This window comes from Psychrobacter sp. Choline-02u-9 (assembly GCF_002836505.1).
GTDB lineage: Bacteria > Pseudomonadota > Gammaproteobacteria > Pseudomonadales > Moraxellaceae > Psychrobacter.
Map to the genome: position 1 here is coordinate 14,979 of NZ_PJBF01000060.1, position 24,801 is coordinate 39,779.

Consider the following 24,801-nt stretch of genomic DNA (forward strand, 5'->3'; position numbering starts at 1 on the left):
ACGCGGGCTAAAAGCGCTCCTATACAATTTGATACGCAGTTGCTATTTATTAACTCTTGATTACTTGATGCTGGCGACTTACTCGTTATTCATTTATAAAGTATGTTCCATAAAAACTACGATCGATACGCTCGAAAGGCGCGCTCGACGGTTGTACTCCAACGCGCATCACCATACAATAGGCAGGCCCAGTTTATAAAAACCGTGTAGCTAAAATAGCCTGTTAACAATGTGCTATTTTGCTTTTATTTTATTGATGATTGTAGTCTTGCGAGGTAGCTTTGAACGCACGCTCTGATAATACCAGTGACCAGCATCCTAATTCACAACCTCACCCTAATAGCTCAGCCGATACCGACAGTGCTTTAGGATCAGTGGGTGTCGTTACGCCTCAGAATTTCCATTTTGCTGAGCCCTTAACGTTAGAATGCAACCGTACCCTGCCCTCGTTTGACTTGATGGTAGAGACTTATGGTACGCTCAATAGCGACAAATCAAATGCAATTCTGATTTGCCACGCGTTATCGGGCAATCACCATGCAGCTGGCTTCCATAGCGCTGATGACAAAAAAGCAGGCTGGTGGGACAATATGATTGGCCCTAATAAGGCGATTGATACCAATCAGTTCTATGTAGTATGTGTCAATAATATCGGTAGCTGTTTTGGTTCAACAGGGCCTACCACTATTAACCCCGATAGCGTTGGTTCGGACAGCCTTGATTCAAATAGTAGCGATGAGCCGCAGGTGTATGGCCCTGATTTTCCGCTGATCACCATCAAAGACTGGGTAAAAACCCAAGCAATGCTCTCAGATCGTCTAGGCATTGACGTTTGGCACGCCATTGTCGGCGGCTCAATGGGCGGTATGCAAGCGCTACAATGGTCTGTTGATTATCCAGAGCGGTTAAAGCGCTGTGTGGTCATCGCCAGCACACCAAAGCTATCTGCTCAAAATATCGCCTTTAACGAAGTGGCGCGCCAATCTATATTATCCGATCCTGACTTCAAAGACGGACGCTATATACAAGAAGGCACTTATCCTCGTCGCGGACTGATATTGGCACGTATGGTTGGACATATTACCTACTTAACTGATGACGCGATGAAAGCCAAATTTGGCCGTGATTTAAAATCAGGTAAATTCATGTATGGTTACGATGTCGAGTTTCAGGTCGAAAGCTATCTACGCTATCAAGGCGAACGCTTTAGTGAAAACTTCGATGCCAATACCTATCTGCTTATGACCAAAGCCTTAGATTACTTTGATCCGACGCGCGACTATCCAATACGCGACTACCCATCAACCGTAGCAAAAGATACTACAGAGTCGGCAGTGCAAATAGAAGACTCAATCGCGGCCTCAGTCGAGTCTAGCAAAGCCAAGGCACAGAGTGAGTTAGAAGATGCAGTAACGACGATTGAAGATATTGAGTCTGATCGTCAGCAAGAGCTTTCTGCGCTTAAAGCTGCCTTTGCTCATACACAATGCCAGTATCTAGTCGTGTCATTTACCACTGACTGGCGCTTTGCACCTGAGCGCTCGCAAGAGATTGTCGATGCACTGATGGCCACTGGCAAACCCGTCAGCTATATCAATATTGACGCGCCGCACGGACATGACTCCTTCTTGTTCGATATTCCTCGCTACATGGGTGCGGTTAAAGGATTTTTGACTGCGCCATTTATTACCCCTAGCCGCCCAGCCACAGGAGAGCGCTCATGAGAATGGATCACCAACTGGCAGAGCGCTGGATTGCGCCGCAAGCACACGTACTGGACTTAGGTTGTGGTAATGGCGAGCTGCTTGCCCACTTACAGCAGAAACTAGGCGTGACAGGTTACGGACTAGAGATTGATGAAGACAAAATCAATGAGGCGATTGGTAATGGCTTATCAATTGTCGAGCAGGATCTCAATGATGGTCTAGCGCGCTTTGCTGATAACAGCTTTGACACGGTTGTCATGGCACGTGCCCTACAAGCAGTAAAAGCACCTGATGAGTTGTTGCTTGATATGCTGAGAGTTGCTCGTGAAGCAGTTATTACCTTCCCTAACTTTGCGCATTGGCAAAACCGTATCCATTTAGGGCTTAAAGGTATGATGCCTGTCTCTGAAGCGCTGCCTTACGAATGGTACAACACGCCAAACATTCACCTATGTACCTTTAAAGATTTTGAACTATTATGTGCGCAGCATGATATTCATATTATTAATCGTTTTGCGGTTAGTGATTCTGAGAAAGGACATACACCTTTGATGAAGGCACTAATAAGACAAGCCCCTAACTTGTTAGCAGACGTCGCTATCTACCGAGTGACCAAGAAATAGCCGCTAAATTCTCAGCTATCTTTATATTTTATAGACTACTAAACAGTGCTGTAAGTACTGATATTAACCTTAATAGATTGTTAACTTAATATAATTTTTTAGTAACTGTCTGATTTTGTTAAGGACAATCAGGTACAAACGTCTATTAGGCCTTGTAATTAGTATTTGAGTTTCGTAAGTTTGGGTGTTAAGCTAGCAAAATATTGTCAGCCACCCCACTATTACGACCGTTTGTCTAATCAGTTAGGGTGAAATCTCTGATTTAGAGATGACAACCCCCTTTTGCTAATAATTAGGTAAGTTCATATCGCAAGATTCCACCTAATTGTTATCGCCGTCTGACTGTCTTTAGCGAGACAATGTTTAGCGGTACAATTTTTTTTTGCTTATTAACTGCCTAATTTTGGAGCTGCTATGAAATTATTAAAAGCTGCGTTGTTTACTGCATTATTTTCTTGTGCTGGTTTAGCCAATGCTGAGTTAATATCAAACGTACCGCTTGATACCTCACGTTTTGAGCTGATGCCTGTGAGCGAGTTGTCTAGTCGTGCCGCCCAAGGTAACGATCATGCTCAGTTCTATCTGGCCAAGCGTTTGCAAAAAGGTGAAGGTATTGCGCAAAATACCCAACAAGCAATCCAGTGGTATACCAAAGCCGCTCAGCAAGGCGTTGCCCCTGCTCAGCTGAATCTTGCTATCATGTATTTGCGCGGCGAAGGCGTACAGCCTAACTTACAACAAGCCCGTCTGTGGTTAGAAAAAGCTGCGATGCGTGGCGATAATCGTGCCAGTTACACGCTTGCACTATTGGATGAAAAGCAAAAAAATCTGGTCGATGCCTATAAATGGTATGACTTGGCTGCCCGTGATGGCATGTTAGACGAAAAAGTCCGTAACAAAGCACGCGGTAAAATTGGTCAGTTGGCATTAAACTTATCAAGTGATGACATCGCCAGTGCTCGTAGCAAAGCAGATACTTGGTTCCAGAGTAAATAGTATCTAACTTTCGTACTACGAATTGAATATAAAAAAGGCTCAGTATTTTACTGGGCTTTTTTGTTTTTTATAGCAGCAAGCCAAACTATTCAAAAATCTAGCAAAATTTGCTACACTACGCGCGCATTAACCAATTCCACAATTTTGTTAATGCTTTAAACTGAAAAGTTACTTTAACCCCAACGCACTAGGTTTGCGGCCTAGCCAGCAGGAGAAAGACATGAGCACCAACAAAGAAACTGCGATAACTGACAACAATTCAGCCCCTGTATACGATAGTGTAACTAATAATATCGTCGTTGCTGCACTATATAAGTTCACACGCTTTGCTGATTTTGAACAGTATCGTGAGCCTATACTAAACACTATGCTAGATAATGACGTCAAAGGCACGCTGCTCATTGCCTCAGAAGGCATTAATGGGACGATTTCTGGCACACGCCAAGGTATCGATACCGTACTTGACTACCTGCGTAGTATTGAGGCGATTGGTACGTTTACTTTTAAAGAATCCTATACTGACGCACAGCCTTTTTATCGCACTAAGGTAAAGCTAAAAAAAGAAATCGTTACCATGGGTGTCGAGAATATCGATCCATTGGAATCCGTTGGTCGCTATGTAAAGCCAAGCGAGTGGAATGCGTTGATCTCAGATCCTGAAGTTACCTTAATCGACACGCGTAACGACTATGAAGTGCAAATCGGCACCTTCCAAAATGCGGTTAACCCAAACACTGAAACGTTCCGCGAGTTTCCAGAATACGTCTCAAAAGAGCTTGATCCAACCAAGCACAAAAAAGTGGCAATGTTCTGTACAGGTGGTATCCGCTGCGAAAAATCTACTGCCTATTTGCGCGAGCAAGGGTTTGAAGAGGTCTATCATTTAGAAGGTGGTATCCTAAAATACCTTGAAGAAGTCCCTGCTAGTGACTCTATGTGGCAAGGCGATTGCTTTGTTTTTGATAACCGTGTATCGGTCAACCACAACTTAGAGAAAGGCAGCTACGAGCAGTGTTTTGCTTGCCGTATGCCGATCACTGTCGATGAAATGCAAAGCCCTGCCTATATCAAAGGCGAGTCATGCCCACACTGTATCGACAAGGCAACCGATGAGCAAAAAGCCCGTTTCCGTGAGCGCGAGCACCAAATGCAGTTAGCCAAAAAGCGTGGTGAAGCCCATATCGGTAGTGACGTGATGGATGTAATAGAAAAACGCAAAGCTGCTAAGACGGAAGCTCGTCTACAAGCGGAAGCTGCAAACAATACTAAAGCCAATTAAACTTAGCATTAGTACAATAAAAAAGAAGTGAAATAAAAAAGAGAGGCTCTAATCAATAGAGCCTCTCTTTTTTTATGATAAATCTTCAATGCTTATCAAAGCTATTAGCACTGATATAGTTAATCCAACTTTATAGTGGATTGACTATATTAGAATAAGATACGTACGCGGATAGTCTCTTCTACATCTTTTAACTGGTCTAGTGCAGCGGTCGAATCATTGTAATCGACATCCATCACTAGATAACCAACATCACCTTCTGTCATCAGGCTCTGCGCTAGGATGTTAATACCAGCTTCAGCAAATAGGCGGTTAATCTGAGACAGTACGCCTGGCACGTTTTTGTGAATGTGTAGTAGACGATGCGAGTTTTCTTTGAACGGGATAGAAACTTCTGGGAAGTTCACAGCCGTCGCCGTATCACCTTGATCAGAGTATCTAACAAACTTATCTGCTACTTCCAGTCCGATATTGGCCTGTGCTTCTTGTGTTGAACCACCGATATGCGGCGTCAAAATCACATTATCAAACTTACGTAGTGGTGACTCAAACTCTTCGTCAGCTGATTTTGGCTCTTTTGGGAACACATCGATAGCCGCGCCCAAGATTTTACCAGACTCAAGCGCATCTGCTAGATCATCAATCTCGACGCACGTACCGCGTGCCGCATTGATAAAGTAGCTGCCTTCTTTCATCTGAGCGAACTGCTCAGCTTTCATCATATAGCGAGTGCTTGGCACATCAGGTACATGCAATGTCACGATGTCAGCCGTTGATAATAGCTCTTCTAGGCTACCAACTTGTACCGCATTGCCTAGTGGCAATTTGGTCACAGCATCATGATAGATGACTTTCATACCGAAGCTCTCTGCCAAGACAGACAGCTGCGAACCGATAGAACCATAACCGACGATACCGATAGTCTTGCCACGCACTTCGTGTGAGTTGGTCGCAGACTTGCCCCAGCCGCCGCGATGTACGGTTGCATTCTTTTCGGGAATACCGCGGTACAGCATAATAGCCTCGGCCAATACTAGCTCAGCTACCGAACGAGTGTTCGAGAATGGCGCGTTAAAGACAGGGATACCAAGATCACGAGCGGCGTCTAGATCTACTTGGTTGGTACCAATACAAAAGCAACCAATGCCGATAAGCTTGTGTGCGTGCTCAAGTACTTCACGCGTCAACTGAGTGCGCGAACGAATACCGATAAAGTGAGCATCTTTGATCTTTTCGATCAGCTCGTCTTGATCTAAGGCGTGACTGATATTCTCGATGTTGTGGTAACCAGCTCCTTCCAATACTTTTAGGGCATTGTCATGTAGACCTTCAAGCAATAAAAACCGGATTTTGTCTTTTTGTAGTGATAACGCCATATGAGAACTGTCCTATAATTGTTTTATAAGATTACCTGTTGGATAATCTATGATGGAGGAAACGAAAACAGTCCCGATATCTTACACAAAATTTGAGGTCGATGTTAGCAGATTAGATGAATTATTGGTTATCAAGCCTGAAAAATTTTTATGCTATAGTGAATTATTCTGTTTGAAACCGTTCGAATCAATTATTTATTACTTACCTCTTCTTATAGGTAAAAATTATCACCCCCTTATTACTTCTACGAGCTGACTCATCACTGAATTTATAGTTATTTCACTATATAATAAGCAGCCCCAGCATCGTGCTTACGCCAATATTGAGATTTGACCATGACGCCAACTACCGCTCAAAACACATCCGAAACCAATGCCGTGCAAACCATCTTGAGCACGCTCACTGATACCCATGATTTTGACCCGACCCAAATCAAAACTGATGCTGAGAGCTTAGAGCATTGGGGTAAAGACTGGACCAAACACTTTGCTCCTGCTGCTGCTGCCATCGTCTTTCCAAAGACCACCGAGCAAGTACAAGCTATTGTGCTACTAGCTAATGAACACAACGTCGTCCTCACCCCTAGTGGTGGTCGTACTGGATTGTCTGCTGGTGCAGTAGCAGCCAACGGTGAGATCGTGGTTAGCATGGATAAAATGAACCAGATCGGACAGTTCTATCCTGCCGATCGCATGGTTGAAGTCGAAGCCGGTGTCGTCACCCAGCAGTTGCAAGAATTCGCTGAATCAAAAGACCTATACTACCCTGTCGACTTTGCCTCAGCAGGCTCTAGTCAGATAGGCGGCAACATCGGCACCAACGCAGGCGGCATCAAAGTCATTCGCTATGGCATGACCCGTCAATGGATTATGGGTCTGACTGTCGTCACGGGTAAAGGTGATATCTTGCATCTCAATCGCGGCATGGTAAAGAACGCCACCGGCTATGATCTGCGCCAATTGTTCATCGGTAGTGAAGGCACACTTGGCCTTGTCACTCATGCGCAAATCAAACTTGAGCGTCAGCCACAAGACTTAAACGTCATGGTGCTTGGCATGGACAGCTTCAATGACGTCATGAACGTACTCTCTGCTTTTCAGGCACAGATTGATTTAACAGCGTTTGAGTTCTTTGACGATGTAGCGATTGATAAGCTGATGGCACATGGTCAAGTACAAGAGCCGTTTGAGTCACGTACCAAGTTCTATACGCTATTAGAGTTTGAAGCACCATATGAGCCAATCATGGACAAAGCCATGGCCATATTTGAGCATTGTATGGAACAAGGCTGGGTGGTCGATGGTGTCATGAGCCAAAACCTCACACAAGCAGCAGAGCTATGGAAGCTACGTGAGTATATCTCAGAGACCATCTCAGTCTTTACCCCTTATAAAAACGATGTATCAGTGCTGATAAGCCACGTACCGACCTTTATCGAAGAGATTGATCACATTGTCAGCAGCAACTATCCAGACTTTGAAGTCTGTTGGTTCGGTCATATTGGCGATGGTAATTTGCATCTCAATATCTTAAAACCTGAAAACATGAGCAAAGATGATTTCTTTGCTGAGTGTCAGGTCGTCAATAAATACGTGTTTGAGACGGTACAGAAATATGGTGGTTCAGTGTCTGCTGAGCATGGGGTTGGTATGACGAAGAAGCCGTATCTGCACTATAGCCGCAGTGAGACTGAGATTGATTATTTACGAGAGGTCAAAAAAGTCTTTGATCCAAACAACATTATGAACCGTGGTAAGATTTTTGATATGTGAAGAGCATGCTAAACGCTTATCGCAAATAAAAAGACGCTAACCCGAAAGGCTAGCGTCTTTTTTATGACTTTATAATTCGCAAAAACTACAATCTATAAATATAACAGTATCAATGCGACGACCAGTAATATGCTCAAAAACCCTTGAATAATCAGAAACGCCTGATGCGGTGCCGCGATATGACGCACCATATTACCCAATGCATTATAAGTAATACCTGCCGCCTTAATATGGGGTGGACTATCGAAAGTTTTGATAATTTGCAAAAACTGTTCGGTCCGATCAGATGACCAACCGTGCGGCACAAAGGGTAAAAACGGAGATAATTGTACGGCTTGTTTCTTGGTCGCGGGTGACCATAACCAACGCTCCAAAAACAGCAAACGCATACGCCAGTCGGCAAAGCTGCGATGATTGATGACTTGTAATAGCAATACTTCTACATTTTTATGACGACTATCGAAAAAGATACGCTCTTGCAGATTAAATACGTCTGACTTTTTACCTTCAATACATTGTAGAAAATGACCATTGCCGTAGCATAGCGTGCCTGTGATGTTATGCTGCTGATTGTAGTTACGTGCGTGGCCTTCTACTTCATCAAAAATAGAAGTGCTCAAACGCGAGCCCAGAGTCAGCGTACTGACATAAACCAACTGAACCAAAGCGGAGTCATCTATGTCATCCCACTTCATGATTCTATTGGTATGATTTAAAGGCATAATAAAATAATCCTAAGAAGCCGATGAGATACGGCTAAACGAAACAAGCAACACAATACTATGCCTGAGTTGAACCAAAAAATTGACTCACAAAAACGTAGCAAATATTTACTACGTGAGACTGTTATTACCGTTACAGCTTGCTATGATAACAAGCAAAACAAAAGGTGCTGATAGATATTATTTAGATTCTATATTGAGATAATAAATAGCAAGACAGTCGCAGGTACAATGATAATGCAGAGTTGTGCGCTTATCGGTGTTTACAAACCCAATAGATATAAAGCGATATAGAATGTGGCAGTCGCTATCCTTTAACCCTTTGCGTTAGCCAAAATCACTACTAAATATAGTGAGCAAAACAGCCTGATATATCAACATAACCTATTGTAAATACGGCAATAAATTATTGTAACGACAATATCTTCCTATTGGAATGTTTTTATTACTTTTTTGCACCAAAATCGGCACATCAATGTGCCATGACCCCATTATTTAATCACACTACATTCAATAGCTATTTAAAACAGGAAACTTATGAGCAAGATGGAAAAACTAGATGATTTTCACCTCACGATTGCTGAGATTAAGAAAAAAGATTATCCACAATTAAAAGCTTTGATGGATCGTGTCTATGTAAACTTGGGTGGCGCATGGTCAAAGACAACCATTCATACTTTGATTGACGCGTTCCCTGAAGGTCAGATTGCCTTATTTGATCATGATCAGCTGATTGGTATCGTGCTCTCCATGCGCGTTGACTATGCCAAGTTTTCAAACCCGCATACCTATGACGATTTGATTGGTCAAAAAGAAATCATCAGAGACAATCCAGAAGGTGATGCCATTTATGGCTTAGATGCGCTCATCGACCCTGATTATCGCGGCTACCGTCTCGGTCGCCGTCTGTATGATGCACGCAAGGAGCTATGCCGACAGTTGAATTTCCGTGCTATCTTAGCCGGCGGACGCATACCTAACTATCATAATCACAAAGATCTGACTCCAGGCGAATATATTGATGCCGTTGAAAGCCGTGAAATTCACGATTCAGCTTTGTCGTTCCAGCTATCTAATGGCTTTATCGTTAAACGTATCTTGACCGCTTATCTGCCAGATGATAAGCAATCAAAGGGCTTTGCTACCTTGCTTGAATGGGCAAATATTTACTATGAGCCTAAAGACTATAAGCCTAATACTCGTAAGTCTGAAGTGCGTATTGGTGGTATTCAATGGCAGATGCGTGAAGTCGAATCACCTGAGGAGCTATTGCAACAGGTTGAGTTCTTTGTCGACATCATGGCTGACTACAACTCAGACTTTGCTTGCTTACCTGAATTCTTCAATGCGCCATTGATGGGTTTATGCGAAGAAACCGATCAAAATATTGCCATTCGATTTTTGGCGGGTTATACCGAGTGGTTCAAAAATGAAATCTCGCATTTAGCCGTCAGTTATAACGTCAACGTCATTACCGGTTCGATGCCGTTACTGGACGAAGACGATACCTTATACAACGTCAGCTATCTGTGCCGCCGTGATGGTACGGTTGAAGAGCAACGCAAAATTCATATTACTCCGCATGAGCGCAGCGCTTGGGTTATCGAAGGTGGCGATGAAGTCAAAGTATTCGACACAGATGCGGGTCGTATCGGTATCTTGGTCTGCTACGATGTTGAGTTCCCTGAGCTTGCACGTTTGATGGCACTTGATGATATGGATATCTTGTTTGTGCCCTTCTGGACCGATACGAAAAACGGCTACTTACGTGTGCGTCATTGTGCCCAAGCACGCGCTATTGAAAACGAATGCTATGTGATGATTTGTGGTTCAGTCGGTAACTTACCGCAGGTAGAAAGCCTAGATATTCAGTATGCTCAGTCATCGATTTTTTCACCGTCAGACTTTGCATTCCCGCATGATGCGATTATGGCAGAGACTACTGCCAACACGGAGATGGTGTTCTTCTCTGATGTAAACTTGGACAAGCTGACTCACGTTCGTCATGAGGGCTCAGTACATAACCTGATTGACCGCCGTGATGATTTGTTTAGCTTGAAATGGAAGCGCAAGGCCAAAGTTCCAGCGAGCAAGTTGAGTGATGAAGAACGCCGCGAAAATTCAGGTAGCGTACTGATTGGCAATCCATTACAACACCGAGCACAAAAGCCATAATAGGTTGACGTAGTACACTTATAGTAGACTTTATAAATAATACGGCTGATTTTCAGCCGTTTATTTTTATCTACTGTCTACTCTTTGTGCAATGGCTATATAGATAGTTACGATAAAACAGGCAATCACTGTAAGCCATAATTTGACAAAAATATGCAAACTAAAAAGCAGATGTCATGAAGACTGATATTGAGCAAACAGAAGTAAAACCAAAGAAGCAGCCGAAGCGAAAGATCATTTCGATACTTAAAACGATAATCTTATACGGTCTTATGTTTGTCTTGATCTATAACGTGGTCAATTGGTGGCGACAGCCTATCATGCCTGCCAACCCTCAGTTGCAACTGACCGACTACCAAGGACAAACTATCGACTTGGCAGCGATGAGCCACGAGCGTCCTACGCTGGTATACTTTTGGGGTACGTGGTGTTCAGTCTGTAGTTTTACTTCGCCCACTATCAATAAACTAGCAGCAGATAACTATCCCGTTGTCACTGTTGCCGTACAGTCCGGCTCAAACCAAGAGTTACGCGGCTACCTCGATCAGCATCAGTTTGATTTCACCACCATAAATGATCAACAAGGCAATATCTTTGCAGATTGGCAAGGACAAGTCACACCGTCTTATGTGGTATTAGAAAATGGCGAGATGACACAGGGGCTAACAGGTATTCAGCCATTATGGTCATTGAAATTGCGCTTATGGTTAGCATCTGTTTTTTAGCACTTGAGTCGTACTTTATGCTTCAATAAGTCATTGTGTAAAAGGCCTATAGCTATGTCTTCACCAATGATATACAACACAGATAAACGATTGATATTGGACAAAATTGGGCTGACCTCGCACAGCTCTTTTTACCCTACCCTTTTTGTCATATAATAGCTGCCGATCTAAATATTTTTTTGAATTATTTTTACTAGCATATTTTATGTTGCAATCGTCTCGTTACCATTTATTATTGACGTAACTATTTACCGACTAATGAGCGACAATGGGTATTTATTGACATGATGGTTGATAAACCGACTATGATGAGCAATATACCTACTATTAGTAATTAAGCATTATCAATACCGCGTGACACTCAGTACTATATTGAACTACATTGAACATCGAGCCTTGTATCCGGTTTTGAACCGACACACAAACCTACCTTTTAAAAAGACACCTTCTATGACTGATAAAAGCACTGACACACCAAGCCAAGATTACAAAGACACGCTGAACCTTGCGGATACGCCATTTGCGATGCGCGCAAACCTTGCCAAACGCGAGCCAGATTGGCTTGCTGCTTGGGAAGCGGATGACGTGTACGGTAAAATTCGTCAAGCGCGTGCTGGTGCGACCAAATATATTTTGCACGATGGCCCTCCATACGCCAACGGTCAGATTCACCTGGGTCATGCGGTCAATAAAGTACTAAAAGACATTATTGTAAAATCAAAAACCTTATCAGGATTTGATGCGCCTTATGTCCCTGGTTGGGATTGTCATGGTCTGCCAATCGAACAAAAAGTCGAAGCCAAGGTCGGTAAAGTTGGTCAAAAAGTGTCTGCGACCGAATTCCGTGGTCTATGCCGCGAATATGCGAGTACTCAGATTGAACTGCAAAAAGCAGATTTCAAGCGTTTAGGTGTGTTTGGTGATTGGGACAACCCTTATCTGACCATGAACTTCCATCAAGAAGCCAACATCGTACGTGCGCTTGCCAAAATCTATGACAATGGTCATGTGACTCGCGGTATGAAGCCGGTCAACTGGTGCTTGGACTGTAGCTCTGCCCTAGCAGAAGCAGAAGTAGAATATCAAGACAAAGTCTCTGACGCGATCTATGTCAGTTTTGATGTACTTGGTACAGATAAAGTAGCTGCATTGGCTGAAATAGCGGGCAATATCGCTGCTGTTATTTGGACCACCACGCCATGGACACTACCTGCCAACCAAGCTATCTCAGTACATCCTGAGCATAACTATAGCGTGGTCGCTACTAAAAAAGGCAATCTGTTACTCGCAGCGGACCTTGTCGAAACTGCGTTAAGTGAGCTAAAACTAGAAAATAACGGCATCCTAGCAACTGTATCAGGCAGCGAGCTTGAAGGCCTACATGCCCAGCATCCACTAATTGCAGACCGTCAAGTGCCACTCATTTTGGGCGATCATGTAACTACTGATAGTGGTACTGGTCTGGTACATACTGCACCTGGTCACGGTTTAGACGATTATATCGTTGGTCTAAAATACAACTTACCAGTGGAAAACCCCGTAAGCGGTACGGGCGTTTATTTAGATAGCGCTGCAGTATTTGCAGGCGAGCACATCTATAAAGCCAATCCAAAAATCATTGCTGCACTACATGAAAATGGTCATCTAATCAGCCATACCAAAATTGAGCATAGCTATCCGCATTGTTGGCGTCATAAGTCGCCAATTATTTTCCGTGCTACGCCTCAGTGGTTTATCAACATGGAAACCAAAGGCTTACGTGCTCGCGCGCTTGCTGATATTCCTACAGTCAACTGGACCCCAGCGTGGGGACAAAACCGTATCGAATCAATGATGACGGGGCGTCCTGATTGGTGTATCTCGCGTCAGCGTACGTGGGGCGTGCCGATTACTTTCTTTACGCATAAAGAAACAGGCGAGCTGCATCCAAACACGCTTGAGCTAATGGAAACTGCGGCGCAAAAAATCAATGAAGGCGGCGTAGAAGCGTGGTTTGATGCTAGCTGTGAAGATTTCTTAGGCAGTGAAGCCGCTGACTATGACAAAGCTACCGATACACTAGACGTTTGGTTTGACTCAGGCACAACGCATTTTGCGGTACTGGATCAGCGTGATGAATTGACCAATCCAGCTGATATGTATCTAGAAGGTTCTGACCAACATCGCGGTTGGTTCCAGACGTCACTACTGACGTCAGAAGCCATGTATGAGCGCCCACCGTTTAAGCAAGTACTGACCCATGGTTTTGTGGTCGATGAAAACGGTCGCAAGATGAGTAAGTCACTTGGCAATATCATCACCCCGCAAGAAGAAATCAATAAAACAGGTGCGGATATGCTGCGTCTGTGGATTGCCTCAAGTGACTATCGTTATGAGATGAGCGCAGGTAAGACGGTCTTTAAAGGTGCGATCGATATGTATCGCCGTATCCGTAATACCCTGCGTTTCTTGCTTGCCAATACTGATGACTTCAATCCAGCGACCGACAGCATTGATATCAATGAATTGGTTAGCCTTGATAAATTCATTATTGAACGCGCACAAACCGTCCAAGCGCAAATTATTAGCGCTTATGATGCAATGGACTTTCACCAAGTCACTCAGCACGTCACTGCGTTTTGCTCGCAAGACTTGGGTAGCTTCTATCTAGATATTATCAAGGATCGCCAGTACACCACGCAGGCGGATGGTCAGCCTCGTCGTTCTGCGCAGACGGCTATCTACCATATCACTCATGCGCTGATTCGCTGGATTACCCCAATCCTATCATTCACGGCGCAAGAGGCTTGGGAAGTACTGAACCAACGTGATACGGATAAAGGCGGCTATGTATTCACTCAAGAGTGGTATGAGTTCCCAGCGTTTGAGCTAAGCGCTATCAGCAACGATGACTGGCAGCGCATCATGTTCGCAAAAGACATGGTAAACAAACATATCGAGACTGCACGTGGCGAAAAAATCATCAATGCCAACTTGTCTGCCGACGTGAGTCTATATGCTGACGGTGCTATGTATGAGAGCTTAGCCAAGCTTGATGAAGAGCTACGCTTTGTATTGATTACTAGTAACGCTGCACTAAAGCCAATGAGCGAAGCGCCTGCTGATAGCATCGCACAGACAGAAGAAGCGACCGACACTAATACCGAAGAAGCTGTAGATTTAGTAGTCCAAGTAAGCGCGGCTACTGGTACTAAGTGCGTACGCTGCTGGCACATTCGTGATGACATCGGTACAGATAGCGCACACCCTGAACTATGCGCGCGCTGCGTGACCAATGTCAGTGGCGATGGCGAGGTGCGTCACTATGCCTAACCCAACTGATTCGCCTGAAAGCCAGCGTGACCAGCAGCCGCAGGTTGAGATTGACCATTCGCCTAAGCCTGCTCATGCAACCACAGGTAGCTCGACTACGCCTAGAAGTCGCCTGACCAAGTCAACAAATAGGACACCAAAGCTGGTGGCCAATGGCAGTCGTGCGCTTGTATGGTATATATTGGCATTGGTTATTGTCATTATCGATCAGTGGACCAAGTGGTTGGCAGAAACCAAACTGACCTTTCATGATCCAGTGCCGGTAATTGAGCCATTTCTCAATTGGACATTGGCTTACAACTATGGCGCGGCATTTAGCTTTTTGGCGGATGCTGGTGGTTGGCAGAAGTGGTTTTTTTCAGGACTGGCGTTACTCATGTCGCTATTTCTAATCATTTATCTGATTAAAGCACCGCGCAAAGCCACGCTGTTATCTTTCGGTCTAGCCTTAGTATTGGGCGGTGCAGTTGGTAATTTAATCGACCGCTTATTACATGGTCATGTGATTGATTTTATCCATGTGCATTATGCTGATGTTTGGCATTATCCGATTTTTAATATCGCTGATGTTGGTATCTCTATCGGTGTATTATTGATTGTCATTGATATGCTGTTTTTGGAGAAGAAGCGTGAAATGCCACGTTCATAACCGTCTATAGCTAGAGACATTAATTCAATTTATAAATAAAAAAGGTGGGTTACGCAGTCGTAACCCACCTTTTTTTATCTGCTATTAATAATAACATTTTATATAAACAGTGATATCACCAACCATAGCAGTATCTATAATATGGTTATAGCAACTCTGATAGTAAATCAGTGACAGTCTCTAAGCCGCCACCTGCTAATAAAAATAGCAAGCCTGCCATGTTCACAACGACGGTCAAATAATAAGTCACTCGAAACTCAGGCTTTTGTGATTTGTGACGCAGATACGTCTGAGCCAATAGCGCGCCTACCCAACCGCCTAGCGCGCTTAGTATATGCAATGTAGACTCAGGCGTACGCCAATCGCCACTTTGCGCAGCAGCTTTGTCTTTGGCATACATGCCATAAGTAATAATCCCTAGCACTACGTACCAACCGACCACTAGCCAGCTCAGTTTATCTGTCGCTGCTAATAAAGCTAAAACGCCATAAAAAGCCAGTCCAAGAAATGAGCGTTTCTTTTGACCCGCTTCAAATTCCGCTTGGTGGCTACGTTTCTGATTGCGCTGACGGATCTGCTGATTTTTTTGTGCCATTTTTTGCTGTACAAAGACAAGTTCTTGTACTTGCTTGGCTCGTCTACGCCCCTCCGCATCTTGTCCAATGCTAAAGACCACTGCCTCACCGATATTAGGACGGCGCTGAGCCTTAAACTCACTCACATGAAAGAAAACAGACTCGCCTGCTTCAGTTTCAATAAAGCCAAACCCTTTATCGTCCTGCCATTTTTTGACAGTGCCTTGTTGTTTATTCACCATCGACACCTCATATCTTTTAGTATTGCCAATTATAGTACACCATCTGCGTTACATTATTGACGCTTACATCTGGTCTTAGATGGCTTATTATTTCTTACACTATAATACTGCAATTAAAGAGACTGTAATCAAACGCATTATTTTCTATTCTTTTATTCTAGCAACCGATGGCTTTTTATTATGACTCAATCTCAATTTATTAACCCAAACGAAGACACTCGTATCGCTCATGGTAGCCTCGTTAAGCTGCACTTTGAAGTTTCATTAGAGAACGGCACCATCATCGACTCAACCTTTAATCGTGATGCACCTGTGTCTTTGACCATTGGTGATGAGAGCTTGTTACCTGGTTTTGAGCAAGTACTGATGAATCTGCGCGCCGGTGACACTCGTACCGCACACCTTGAGCCAGAGCAAGCTTTTGGCGAGTGGAATCCTGAAAACATCCAACATTTTAGCCGTACTCAGTTTGCGCTAGTCGCTGACAATCCAGAGATTGGCATGATGGTTGAGTTCGAAGACAAAGGCAAAAATACGCTGCCCGGTACGATCAGTGCCATCGATGAAGACCAAGTCGAAGTAGACTTTAACCACCCATTGGCAGGACAAGACGTATTATTCAAAGTAAAAATCTTTAAAGTCACACCACCCGGCGTCACTGGTATCAAATTGATGTAAACATCAATAAATACAACTCATCTAAAAATAAATATTGATAAAAAACAGTCAAAAGGGAGACTTATATGCAGTATCAAACATTACCGCAACTCGATGAAAAAGTATCTAAAATCTGTCTAGGCACGATGACATGGGGACAGCAAAATACTGAGTCCGAAGCACATGAGCAAATGGACATGGCACTCAGTGAAGGTGTGAATTTTTGGGATACCGCCGAGATGTACCCGTCACCACCAGATAAAGACAAACAGGGTGATACTGAGCGCTTTATGGGCACTTGGTTCAACAAGACCAAACAGCGTGACAAAGTTATTCTCGCAAGCAAAATATCGCCAATGAACTTTTTGCGTGATGGACAAACGCGCTTTAACGCCGAGCACATCAGCAGCGCTATTGACGGGAATTTGGAACGTCTACAAACAGACTATATCGATATCTATCAACTGCATTGGCCTGAACGCCAAGCGAACTTCTTTGGTCAGCGCGGCTATGATGCAGAGATGGCGGCACAGTCATTAGACGATTTAACCCCATTTTTAGAAACCATTCAAGCGTTGAACGATGAAATCAAAAAAGGTCGTATTCGTGCTTATGGCTTATCGAATGATACCGCGTGGGGACTCATGCGCTATCTATGGGAAGCAGATAAAAATGGCCTAATTCCACCTCTTACCGTGCAAAACCCATATAGCCTATTGAACCGTTTATACGAAGTTGGTATGGCTGAGATTGCCCATCGTGAAAACGTTGGTCTACTTGCGTATTCACCGCTTGGTTTTGGTGTATTGTCTGGTAAATATCTTGATGGCAAACGTCCAACTGGCGCCCGTCTGACCATGTATGATCGTTTCGGTCGTTACGTGAATGAGCAAGCCAAATCAGCCACTGAGCAATATGCCAAGATAGCTGCTGATGCAGGTCTGGACATGGCGCAGATGTCATTGGCTTTTGTAAACTCTCGTCACTTTGTCACCAGCAACATCATTGGAGCGACAACGACCGAGCAACTCAAATCAAACATCGACAGTGTCAATGTGGAGCTAACAGCAGATGTATTAGAAGCGATTGAAGCGGTGCATACACAGCAACCTAATCCATCACCATAGTTGGTATTTTATAGAGACTGGATGTTAATAGAGCCTGCTGAATAAATAATATTAAGTTCGCTCTATTAAATCTCCTATAAGAAAGGGCGCAAATCGTTTCGATTTGCGCCCTTTCTATTAACTGGCTGAGATTAGCTGCACTAGTTCAACTCTAACTAGCTCAACTATAAGTAATCAGTCTTCAACTGGTGCGCTAAGTACTCTTGAGTGCAGCTCAGCCAACCCTTCATTCATGCGTGCTTGCAATAAATTGGTCAGCTCGCTTTTGTTACGACCCTCTGGATCTATAGGCGCGAGTGGCAATACATAAGCGGTCACGTTTTTGCTATCGAGCACTTTTTTCATACTTTCTTTCATCGTCAGCTTACCATAGTATGGCAATGCGTCGCTTAGTGTGCCGTCTTTATTGACATAAGCGATGATGATCGGTCTGATAGGCACATCAGCATCTATGGCTGCTTGCAGCAATGTTCCATGAATGCGCTTTACTTTTTTACCACTAGTGGTCGTCGCCTCAGGGAAGAAAATAATCGAAAAACCTTTGGCTAAAAAGTCAGCAATCTGCGCCGATACTGAGCTTGCATCACCGGAGCCGCGCTCAATGAAAAGCGTTCCTGCGGCATGAGCAAGTTTGCCAAATACAGGCCATTCACCGATTTCAGCCTTGGATAAAAAGAACGCTGGGCTCACAGTACCAACGACAGGGATATCCATCCATGACACGTGATTCGATACCCACAAGCCATGGAACTGCTCTACAGGTTCCACTTCTACCACTTTTACCCCAAAAGAGCCTGCCATCTTGCGGCAGAATGTCTGGATATAGCGTGGTAGGGTCTCGCGTGGTGGCTGCTTAAATGCACCGATACGCTTCGCCGCGCGTATGCCGCCGACCATGGTCGTGGTCATACCAGCCACCTGTCGGCCTCGGCTCAACTGTCGTCTGAGTGAAAAGCTTGATTTAGCTTGGCTCATCTTCGCCCTCATGATTAAATAACGGGTGTTTAATAGTCAAAAAACGAGCCCAGTATAACAAAGTTCACACACTCAGTGATAGCTTGTTCACTCAGTGAGTGCTGACTTTTATACAAACGGGCAATAAAGCAGATTTATAAAAAATTATCCGCAGCAAACGCTGTAACATAAAACCATCGCTAATTATGCTAATACGCTTTAATATCAAGTGATAAGACCATATATAGATAATCACATGAACGCTACGTCAAAGCTTCTTGAGCTGATTATAGCGAGACATTTACTTTATTAAATAGGTGATACTCTTTGGATTATTTTGAGAGACATGAAGGTGGCGAACGCGCCATTTTAGTACATTTAGACATCCGCCAAATCCAAGATCCTGACGATCTTAGTGAGTTTGAGCTGTTGGCTGATTCAGCAGGTGCCGATCGATTGGCACTAGTCACTGGATCACGCTCACGCCCTGACGCCAAATACTTCGTTGGTAGCGGAAAAGCAGAAGAAATCGCAGAACTAGTGCGTGAGCACGAAGCAGACATTGTACTGTTTAACCACAGCTTGTCACCCTCACAAGAGCGTAATATCGAAGCGCTAGTGAAGTGCCGTGTGTTAGACCGTACTGGTTTGATTTTGGATATTTTTGCGCAGCGCGCCCGTACTTACGAAGGTAAGCTGCAAGTAGAGCTGGCTCAGCTTAACCATCTATCAACGCGTCTGGTACGTGGTTGGACGCATTTGGAACGTCAAAAAGGTGGTATTGGTCTGCGTGGACCTGGTGAGACCCAGCTTGAGACCGATCGTCGTCTACTACAGACTCGCGTCAATCAGTTAAAGAGCAAGCTAGAAAAAGTCCGTCAGACCCGTGCGCAAGGTCGAGCCCGTCGCCAAAAATCAGACGTACCGACCATCTCATTGGTCGGCTATACCAATGCGGGCAAATCTACTTTGTTCAACCGTTTGGTCGATGAAAATATCTACGCTGCTGACAAACTATTTGCGACGCTAGACCCTACTCTACGCCGTTTAGACTGGCAGGGGGTTGGTCGTGTCGTCTTGGTCGATACGGTTGGTTTCGTCCGTCATCTGCCGCATGAGCTGGTTGAGTCTTTTCATGCGACTCTAGAAGAAACGCTAGAAGCAGATTTGTTATTGCACGTCATTGACTCCTCTAGCGAGGACATGCACGAGCAGATTCAGGCGGTCAAGGAAGTATTGGCAGAAATCGATAACGATGTACCTGTGCTCAATGTCTATAACAAGATTGATTTGACTGACGAGCCTGCACATATCGGCTATGCTAGCGAAGGTCAGCCAAACCGCGTCTATGTTTCTTCTAGACAGAACCTCGGTATGGAAGAGCTAACGCTTGCCGTACAGCAACTGCTGACAGGTAAATTGACAACGTTTGATTTGACCTTGCCGTATGATGCCGGACAGTTCAAAAACACTCTATATGAACTGGGCGTTATTGAAGAAGAAAGCTATGACGATACAGGTCGTGAATGTCTGACGATTCGTTTGCCAAGTGACCGTCTAAGACAGCTACTGGGTCAAGCCAACTTAAAACCTATCGATGTGTTGCCGCTTGCACAAGCAACACTGCTGATGCCGGTACTAGAAGAGTTTGAAAAAGTTGATGACGTTGAAGAGCCAACCATGACAGAGGCTGAGGAAAAAGCGTTTGACGAGTTTGATGCATTACACTCAGAAACAGCTGATTCAGAAAAATAATCGTTGTTCCTGTAAAATAACAGCTATTATGAATAGTGAGTCATTTGCGGCAGTAATTGAATGAGCATTTGATTCATACTGTTAGCCCACAGACCCTTATATAGGACGTTAAAATAGAATAGACGATATCCAGTGATATCGTCTATTTTTTTTGGATATGACGAGTCACAGTGTATAGGCTTTATTAGTTGCCTTAATCTCTATATAATCGCCTGTTATACATTCAACAAATATTGATAGATAGCGTTAATACTTTAAAAGTGAATCATTGCTACTATCAGTATGCATAGCATCATTTTCTAAGTTGTGTTCTTGGTGCGATCACGCATTTTGTTTTGTACGCCATCCATTTATATCTGACTTGGCCAGAATTGCTTATGAAGCCTGCTCACTCTCCCCATCTCCCACTATGGCTTGCGTTAATTCTAACGTTGACCATGGTTATCGTTGTCCGAGAAACGGCGGTTGTCCTCTGTCAAATGGCAGGCATCGAAAAAGCGGCCAATATTGTCGGCTTGGTTGCGATGTTTGTTATCTTGATGGCGTGGCGACTGCTCAAGGGGTTACCGAGCTGGCTCACACAGGCCAGTAATACATTGCTAGTCGATAGTGGTTTTGCCTTCTTACCAGTTTCTGCTGGTGCAGGCTTGTTGCTATTTGCTCTAGGAGATGAGCTATTGGGTGTGATGATAACGATGATCGTTAGTACGCTCATACCGCTGTGGGGACTAGCATTATTGGCCAATCGTTGGCTCAATCACGCTGCAAACACTGATAGTACGACTACCACTGAGCAAAAGGGACAGCCGTGAGCTGCGGAGAAATATTATGACTTTTGACAGCGTATTTATGGCAACCCTAGCCGCAATATTATTGACATTAGCAGCACACGTAATTGCACGTGTATTGGCACGTAAATTATCATGGCTACCGATGGTCATTACCGCACTTGTCCTAGTACTTGTTTTCCTATTTGTACTGCAGTGGGATTACAACAACTATTACAGCGCGGCAAAACCTGTATTTGACCATCTGTTGGGATATGTGACAGTACTTCTGGCTGTGCCATTGGCGGCGATGAATTTTAAAGGCTTACCAGTCAAAAAACTCACTCTAATTGTCGCTATTGCTAGTGTCGTTGGCGCATTATTGCCTATGTCACTGGCCTATTTATTTTCGCTCAGTCATGAGACCCTATTGGCTTTCGCTACCCGTTCTGTTACGACGCCTATTGGCTTGAGTGTCGCAGATTTAATCAAAGCACCACTGGCAATGGCTAACCTAATTATCATCGTCTCAGGTCTGATAGGTGGTACGGTCGCTCGCTTTTTGTTCCGCGGTATCAATGACGACCGAGCCAAAGGTCTAGCACTGGGGTTAGCAGCTCACGCGTTTGGTACAGTAGAAGCTTGGCAAATCAGTCACACAGCCGGACGTTATGCCGCATTTGGCTTGGCAGTGAACGGGTTAGTTACCGCAGTTTGGGTACCTATTTTTATCAGTGCTATCGGTATCTAGTCATCACTGAAAGCCTACCTAGACTATTCTTATATTTTTAAAAATTTAACCATTAATAGGCTTACCTACTGTTAATTTCAGATTGAAAATAACCTCGATTATTCAAATGTCATTATTATTTCTTAAAACATTGAGACACTTTATTTGTCTAAATTTATCAACTCAAAAAACCTACTACAAATGGCTCATTAAATCACTTAGAAAAGTTAGCATATTGATTTATCTAAGGTTATTTAATAATAAAAATCTGATTTTACAACTTAGTTTGTCAATCTGATGCGCCAAAAAGTTATTATATGTTATAGTAAGCAACTATTATTTTTTGTATCTATTGCAAGTGGTTCCTTATTGAAAGTGATAATTGCTAAGCTGCTGTCTTCACAGTGGGCTAAATAATTCTGCAAAATCAGTAACCGCTTAAGCGCCTAAATCAATGCATATGTAGGCAAAATAATTTGCTGTTATTCGATAAAAAGTGATTTTACTATGATAAATACGGCTACTTTGATGACTCGCTGCTTATCTCCTCTTTTGCTAAGTGCCATTGCTCTTTCGACCTTTTCTGTCGCTGCAAATGCAGGCAACATGTATATCTACAAAGACAAAGGTGGACAAGTACTGTTGACCAATGTCAATCCTAGTGGAAATTTTGATAAGTTTACGAAAAAAGTAAAAGTAACTTATTATAAAGACTCTAAGATGTATGACGGAAGTAGCGATAGCTATGGTAGCAGCGCCGCTAGCAATAGCGGAAGTCGCAACTCTTACGACAGCTATATTCGTGCGTCCGCTGAGCGCAATGGTGTTGACCCTGCCCTTATGAAAGCGATGATGCATACCGAATCAGCTTTTAATCCAAACGCACGCTCACCAGTAGGCGCACAAGGCCTGATGCAGTTGATGCCAGCGACTGCGCGCCGTTTCAATGTCAGCAATCCTTGGAACCCTGCAGATAATATCGAAGGATCAGCCAAGTATATTGCGTGGCTCATGCGCCGCTTCAATAATAATATCGAACATGCTGTCGCAGGCTACAATGCGGGTGAAGGCAATGTCGATAAATACGGTGGCATCCCTCCGTTTAAAGAAACACGTAACTATGTTCAAAGAGTAATGAGCCGTTATCATAGCTTGTATAAGAACGATGCAGGGCTTTTTGGTGCAAGTATCAGTGCTAACAATCAAACCAGTAGCACCAGTACCAGTAATGGCTTACAAAATGTCAGTTATGGCACCAGCAGCAATGTGAATAGTGCCAGCTATGCCAACTCAGCCTATGCGGCTTTACGATAAGTCAATTATCTAAAAGCCAGACACAAAAAAGCCCATTAACGAATCAATGGGCTTTTTTATGTTTGGATGCTTTATATCATGATGCTTTATATCTTGATGCATTAAGAGTAATAAAGCCAAACTGTGAGCCACAATTAAGTACTCACAGCCTGATCCAATACTATTTGGTACTTACTTGTTAGCAGCCTGAGTTGCAGCAACTTCAGCAGCGAAGTCTTCTTGCTTCTTCTCGATGCCTTCACCAACTTCTAGACGTTTGAAGCCAAGTACTTTTACGCCTTCAGCTTTTAGGACTTCGCCAACTTTTTTGTCGTTGTCCATAACGTATGGCTGACGTAGTAAAGTTACTTCGTCTAGGTACTTACGTAGGCCACCTTCGATCATTTTTTCAACGATGTTGTCAGGCTTGCCAGACTCACGAGCTTTTGCTTCGATGATGTCTTTTTCGCGTGCCAATACGTCAGCAGCAACATCTTCGTCATCTACAGCAATAGGGTTGAATGCAGCGATATGCATAGCAAGGTTTTTACCAGTGTCAGCGTCGCCACCTTCATAAGATACCACTACACCGATACGCAGACCATGACGGTATGCAGCGATGTTAGCACCTTCAAGTGTTTCAACGCGGCGAATCTGGATGTTTTCACCGATTTTCTGTACTAGAGATACACGTGCTTCTTCAACAGTCTGACCTTCGCCATAAGACAATTCAGAGATAGCAGCAACGTCAGTTACGTTGTTTTCTAGTGCAAGGTTAGCAACTTTTTCTGCAAATGCAGTGAAGCTGTCATCTTTTGCAACGAAGTCAGTCTGGCAGTTAACTTCCAACAAGAATGCTTTGTTCTCGCCTTGAGCGATGATGATAGCGCCGTCAGCTGCGATGTTACCCGCTTTTTTAGCTGCTTTAGCTTGACCAGATTTACGTAGGTTATCAATGGCAACTTCAACATCACCGTTTGATTCTTCTAACGCTTTTTTACATTCCATCATGCCAAGACCAGTACGGTCACGCAATTCTTTTACCATTTTGGCAGATACTTTTACTTCTGTCATAAGAGTCACCTTAGTATAGTTATGTATAGGAGTGCTGTATTTCTAAATGCTGTATTTCTATTCGATATCTTCGTATTACTTAAAATCTAGCAGACAGCTCGTTTTGAACGATTACTAATATAGCCATCAATGATGTCAAATAAATAACATCTCTACAATATAGCGATATGACCAGTAGGAGCGATAATACTCGCCCAATAGCTACTCGCTTATACGCATGGCATTATTAATAAGGCTTTATTCAATAACAAGGCATGACGAGTAAAACTACATCATGCCTATTATGAGCTT

General features: G+C 43.7%; 20 protein-coding genes. 15 read left to right on the plus strand and 5 right to left on the minus strand.

Annotated features, from left to right (window positions below):
- Nucleotides 1–374: 374 nt before the first annotated feature.
- The 4 genes from metX to CXF69_RS12595 all read left to right on the plus strand — a co-directional run bounded on the left by metX (nucleotide 375) and on the right by CXF69_RS12595 (nucleotide 4,604).
- Nucleotides 375–1,724, plus strand: coding sequence for a homoserine O-acetyltransferase MetX (metX, locus tag CXF69_RS12580; protein ID WP_227522858.1), 1,350 nt, complete (start codon nucleotides 375–377; stop codon nucleotides 1,722–1,724).
- The gene (gene metW / locus CXF69_RS12585) at nucleotides 1,721–2,329 is read left to right on the plus strand and encodes a methionine biosynthesis protein MetW (protein ID WP_057758464.1); all 609 of its coding nucleotides are present in this window, start codon (nucleotides 1,721–1,723) and stop codon (nucleotides 2,327–2,329) included. The genes metX and metW overlap by 4 nt, the downstream gene beginning before the upstream one ends.
- Nucleotides 2,330–2,743: 414 nt before the next feature.
- Nucleotides 2,744–3,325 (plus strand): tetratricopeptide repeat protein, encoded by a 582-nt coding sequence (locus CXF69_RS12590; RefSeq protein ID WP_057758462.1) that lies wholly within the window; start codon nucleotides 2,744–2,746, stop codon nucleotides 3,323–3,325.
- Nucleotides 3,326–3,545: 220 nt separating this feature from the next.
- Nucleotides 3,546–4,604, plus strand: a complete 1,059-nt coding sequence (locus CXF69_RS12595) for an oxygen-dependent tRNA uridine(34) hydroxylase TrhO (RefSeq protein WP_101204246.1) — start codon at nucleotides 3,546–3,548, stop codon at nucleotides 4,602–4,604.
- A 149-nt stretch (nucleotides 4,605–4,753) separates the two neighbouring features.
- Here the strand turns inward: CXF69_RS12595 and serA are convergent, their stop codons facing one another.
- On the minus strand, nucleotides 4,754–5,980 hold the full coding sequence (serA, locus tag CXF69_RS12600; protein ID WP_057758460.1) for a phosphoglycerate dehydrogenase: 1,227 nt from the start codon (nucleotides 5,978–5,980) through the stop codon (nucleotides 4,754–4,756).
- Between the two features lie 336 nt (nucleotides 5,981–6,316).
- Between serA and CXF69_RS12605 the strand changes: the two genes are divergently transcribed.
- On the plus strand, nucleotides 6,317–7,753 hold the full coding sequence (locus tag CXF69_RS12605) for an FAD-binding oxidoreductase (protein WP_101204245.1): 1,437 nt from the start codon (nucleotides 6,317–6,319) through the stop codon (nucleotides 7,751–7,753).
- A 92-nt stretch (nucleotides 7,754–7,845) separates the two neighbouring features.
- Here the strand turns inward: CXF69_RS12605 and CXF69_RS12610 are convergent, their stop codons facing one another.
- A complete protein-coding gene (locus tag CXF69_RS12610; RefSeq protein WP_101204244.1) occupies nucleotides 7,846–8,475 on the minus strand; it encodes a BLUF domain-containing protein in 630 nt (209 codons plus the stop codon).
- Nucleotides 8,476–9,012: 537 nt separating this feature from the next.
- On the opposite strand from CXF69_RS12610, the gene CXF69_RS12615 reads away from it, so the two are divergent.
- From CXF69_RS12615 to lspA, 4 genes are all read left to right on the plus strand, one after another.
- Nucleotides 9,013–10,650, plus strand: coding sequence for a carbon-nitrogen hydrolase family protein (locus CXF69_RS12615; RefSeq protein WP_101204243.1), 1,638 nt, complete (start codon nucleotides 9,013–9,015; stop codon nucleotides 10,648–10,650).
- A 176-nt stretch (nucleotides 10,651–10,826) separates the two neighbouring features.
- The gene (locus tag CXF69_RS12620) at nucleotides 10,827–11,375 is read left to right on the plus strand and encodes a protein disulfide oxidoreductase (RefSeq protein WP_101204242.1); all 549 of its coding nucleotides are present in this window, start codon (nucleotides 10,827–10,829) and stop codon (nucleotides 11,373–11,375) included.
- Nucleotides 11,376–11,825: 450 nt separating this feature from the next.
- Nucleotides 11,826–14,687 carry an isoleucine--tRNA ligase gene (gene ileS, locus CXF69_RS12625; RefSeq protein ID WP_101204241.1) on the plus strand — a complete coding sequence of 954 codons (2,862 nt, stop codon included), beginning with the start codon at nucleotides 11,826–11,828 and terminating at the stop codon, nucleotides 14,685–14,687.
- Complete coding sequence (lspA, locus tag CXF69_RS12630; RefSeq protein ID WP_101204240.1) at nucleotides 14,680–15,336, plus strand: signal peptidase II; 657 nt, start codon at nucleotides 14,680–14,682, stop codon at nucleotides 15,334–15,336. Before ileS ends, lspA begins: the two co-directional genes overlap by 8 nt.
- Before the next feature lie 145 nt (nucleotides 15,337–15,481).
- Here lspA and CXF69_RS12635 read toward each other — a convergent pair whose 3' ends face one another.
- On the minus strand, nucleotides 15,482–16,153 hold the full coding sequence (locus CXF69_RS12635) for a DUF1294 domain-containing protein (RefSeq protein ID WP_101204239.1): 672 nt from the start codon (nucleotides 16,151–16,153) through the stop codon (nucleotides 15,482–15,484).
- A 180-nt stretch (nucleotides 16,154–16,333) separates the two neighbouring features.
- Here CXF69_RS12635 and CXF69_RS12640 point away from each other — a divergent pair, with 180 nt between their 5' ends.
- Nucleotides 16,334–16,831 carry an FKBP-type peptidyl-prolyl cis-trans isomerase gene (locus tag CXF69_RS12640; protein ID WP_057758447.1) on the plus strand — a complete coding sequence of 166 codons (498 nt, stop codon included), beginning with the start codon at nucleotides 16,334–16,336 and terminating at the stop codon, nucleotides 16,829–16,831.
- Between the two features lie 65 nt (nucleotides 16,832–16,896).
- Nucleotides 16,897–17,937 (plus strand): aldo/keto reductase, encoded by a 1,041-nt coding sequence (locus tag CXF69_RS12645; protein WP_101204238.1) that lies wholly within the window; start codon nucleotides 16,897–16,899, stop codon nucleotides 17,935–17,937.
- Nucleotides 17,938–18,111: 174 nt separating this feature from the next.
- Here CXF69_RS12645 and CXF69_RS12650 read toward each other — a convergent pair whose 3' ends face one another.
- Nucleotides 18,112–18,912, minus strand: a complete 801-nt coding sequence (locus tag CXF69_RS12650) for a lysophospholipid acyltransferase family protein (RefSeq protein ID WP_057758444.1) — start codon at nucleotides 18,910–18,912, stop codon at nucleotides 18,112–18,114.
- 306 nt (nucleotides 18,913–19,218) lie between these two features.
- On the opposite strand from CXF69_RS12650, the gene hflX reads away from it, so the two are divergent.
- The 4 genes from hflX (at nucleotide 19,219) to CXF69_RS12670 (ending at nucleotide 23,457) form a co-directional block, all read left to right on the plus strand.
- Nucleotides 19,219–20,646, plus strand: coding sequence for a ribosome rescue GTPase HflX (hflX, locus tag CXF69_RS12655; RefSeq protein WP_057758442.1), 1,428 nt, complete (start codon nucleotides 19,219–19,221; stop codon nucleotides 20,644–20,646).
- Nucleotides 20,647–21,023: 377 nt separating this feature from the next.
- Nucleotides 21,024–21,458, plus strand: coding sequence for a hypothetical protein (locus CXF69_RS12660; RefSeq protein ID WP_057758440.1), 435 nt, complete (start codon nucleotides 21,024–21,026; stop codon nucleotides 21,456–21,458).
- Between the two features lie 16 nt (nucleotides 21,459–21,474).
- Nucleotides 21,475–22,164, plus strand: a complete 690-nt coding sequence (locus CXF69_RS12665; RefSeq protein ID WP_101204237.1) for an LrgB family protein — start codon at nucleotides 21,475–21,477, stop codon at nucleotides 22,162–22,164.
- Between the two features lie 486 nt (nucleotides 22,165–22,650).
- Complete coding sequence (locus tag CXF69_RS12670; protein WP_101204236.1) at nucleotides 22,651–23,457, plus strand: lytic transglycosylase domain-containing protein; 807 nt, start codon at nucleotides 22,651–22,653, stop codon at nucleotides 23,455–23,457.
- Nucleotides 23,458–23,628: 171 nt separating this feature from the next.
- Here CXF69_RS12670 and tsf read toward each other — a convergent pair whose 3' ends face one another.
- Entirely contained in the window at nucleotides 23,629–24,510 is an 882-nt protein-coding gene (gene tsf / locus CXF69_RS12675) for a translation elongation factor Ts (RefSeq protein ID WP_101204235.1), read from the minus strand.
- Nucleotides 24,511–24,801: the final 291 nt, after the last annotated feature.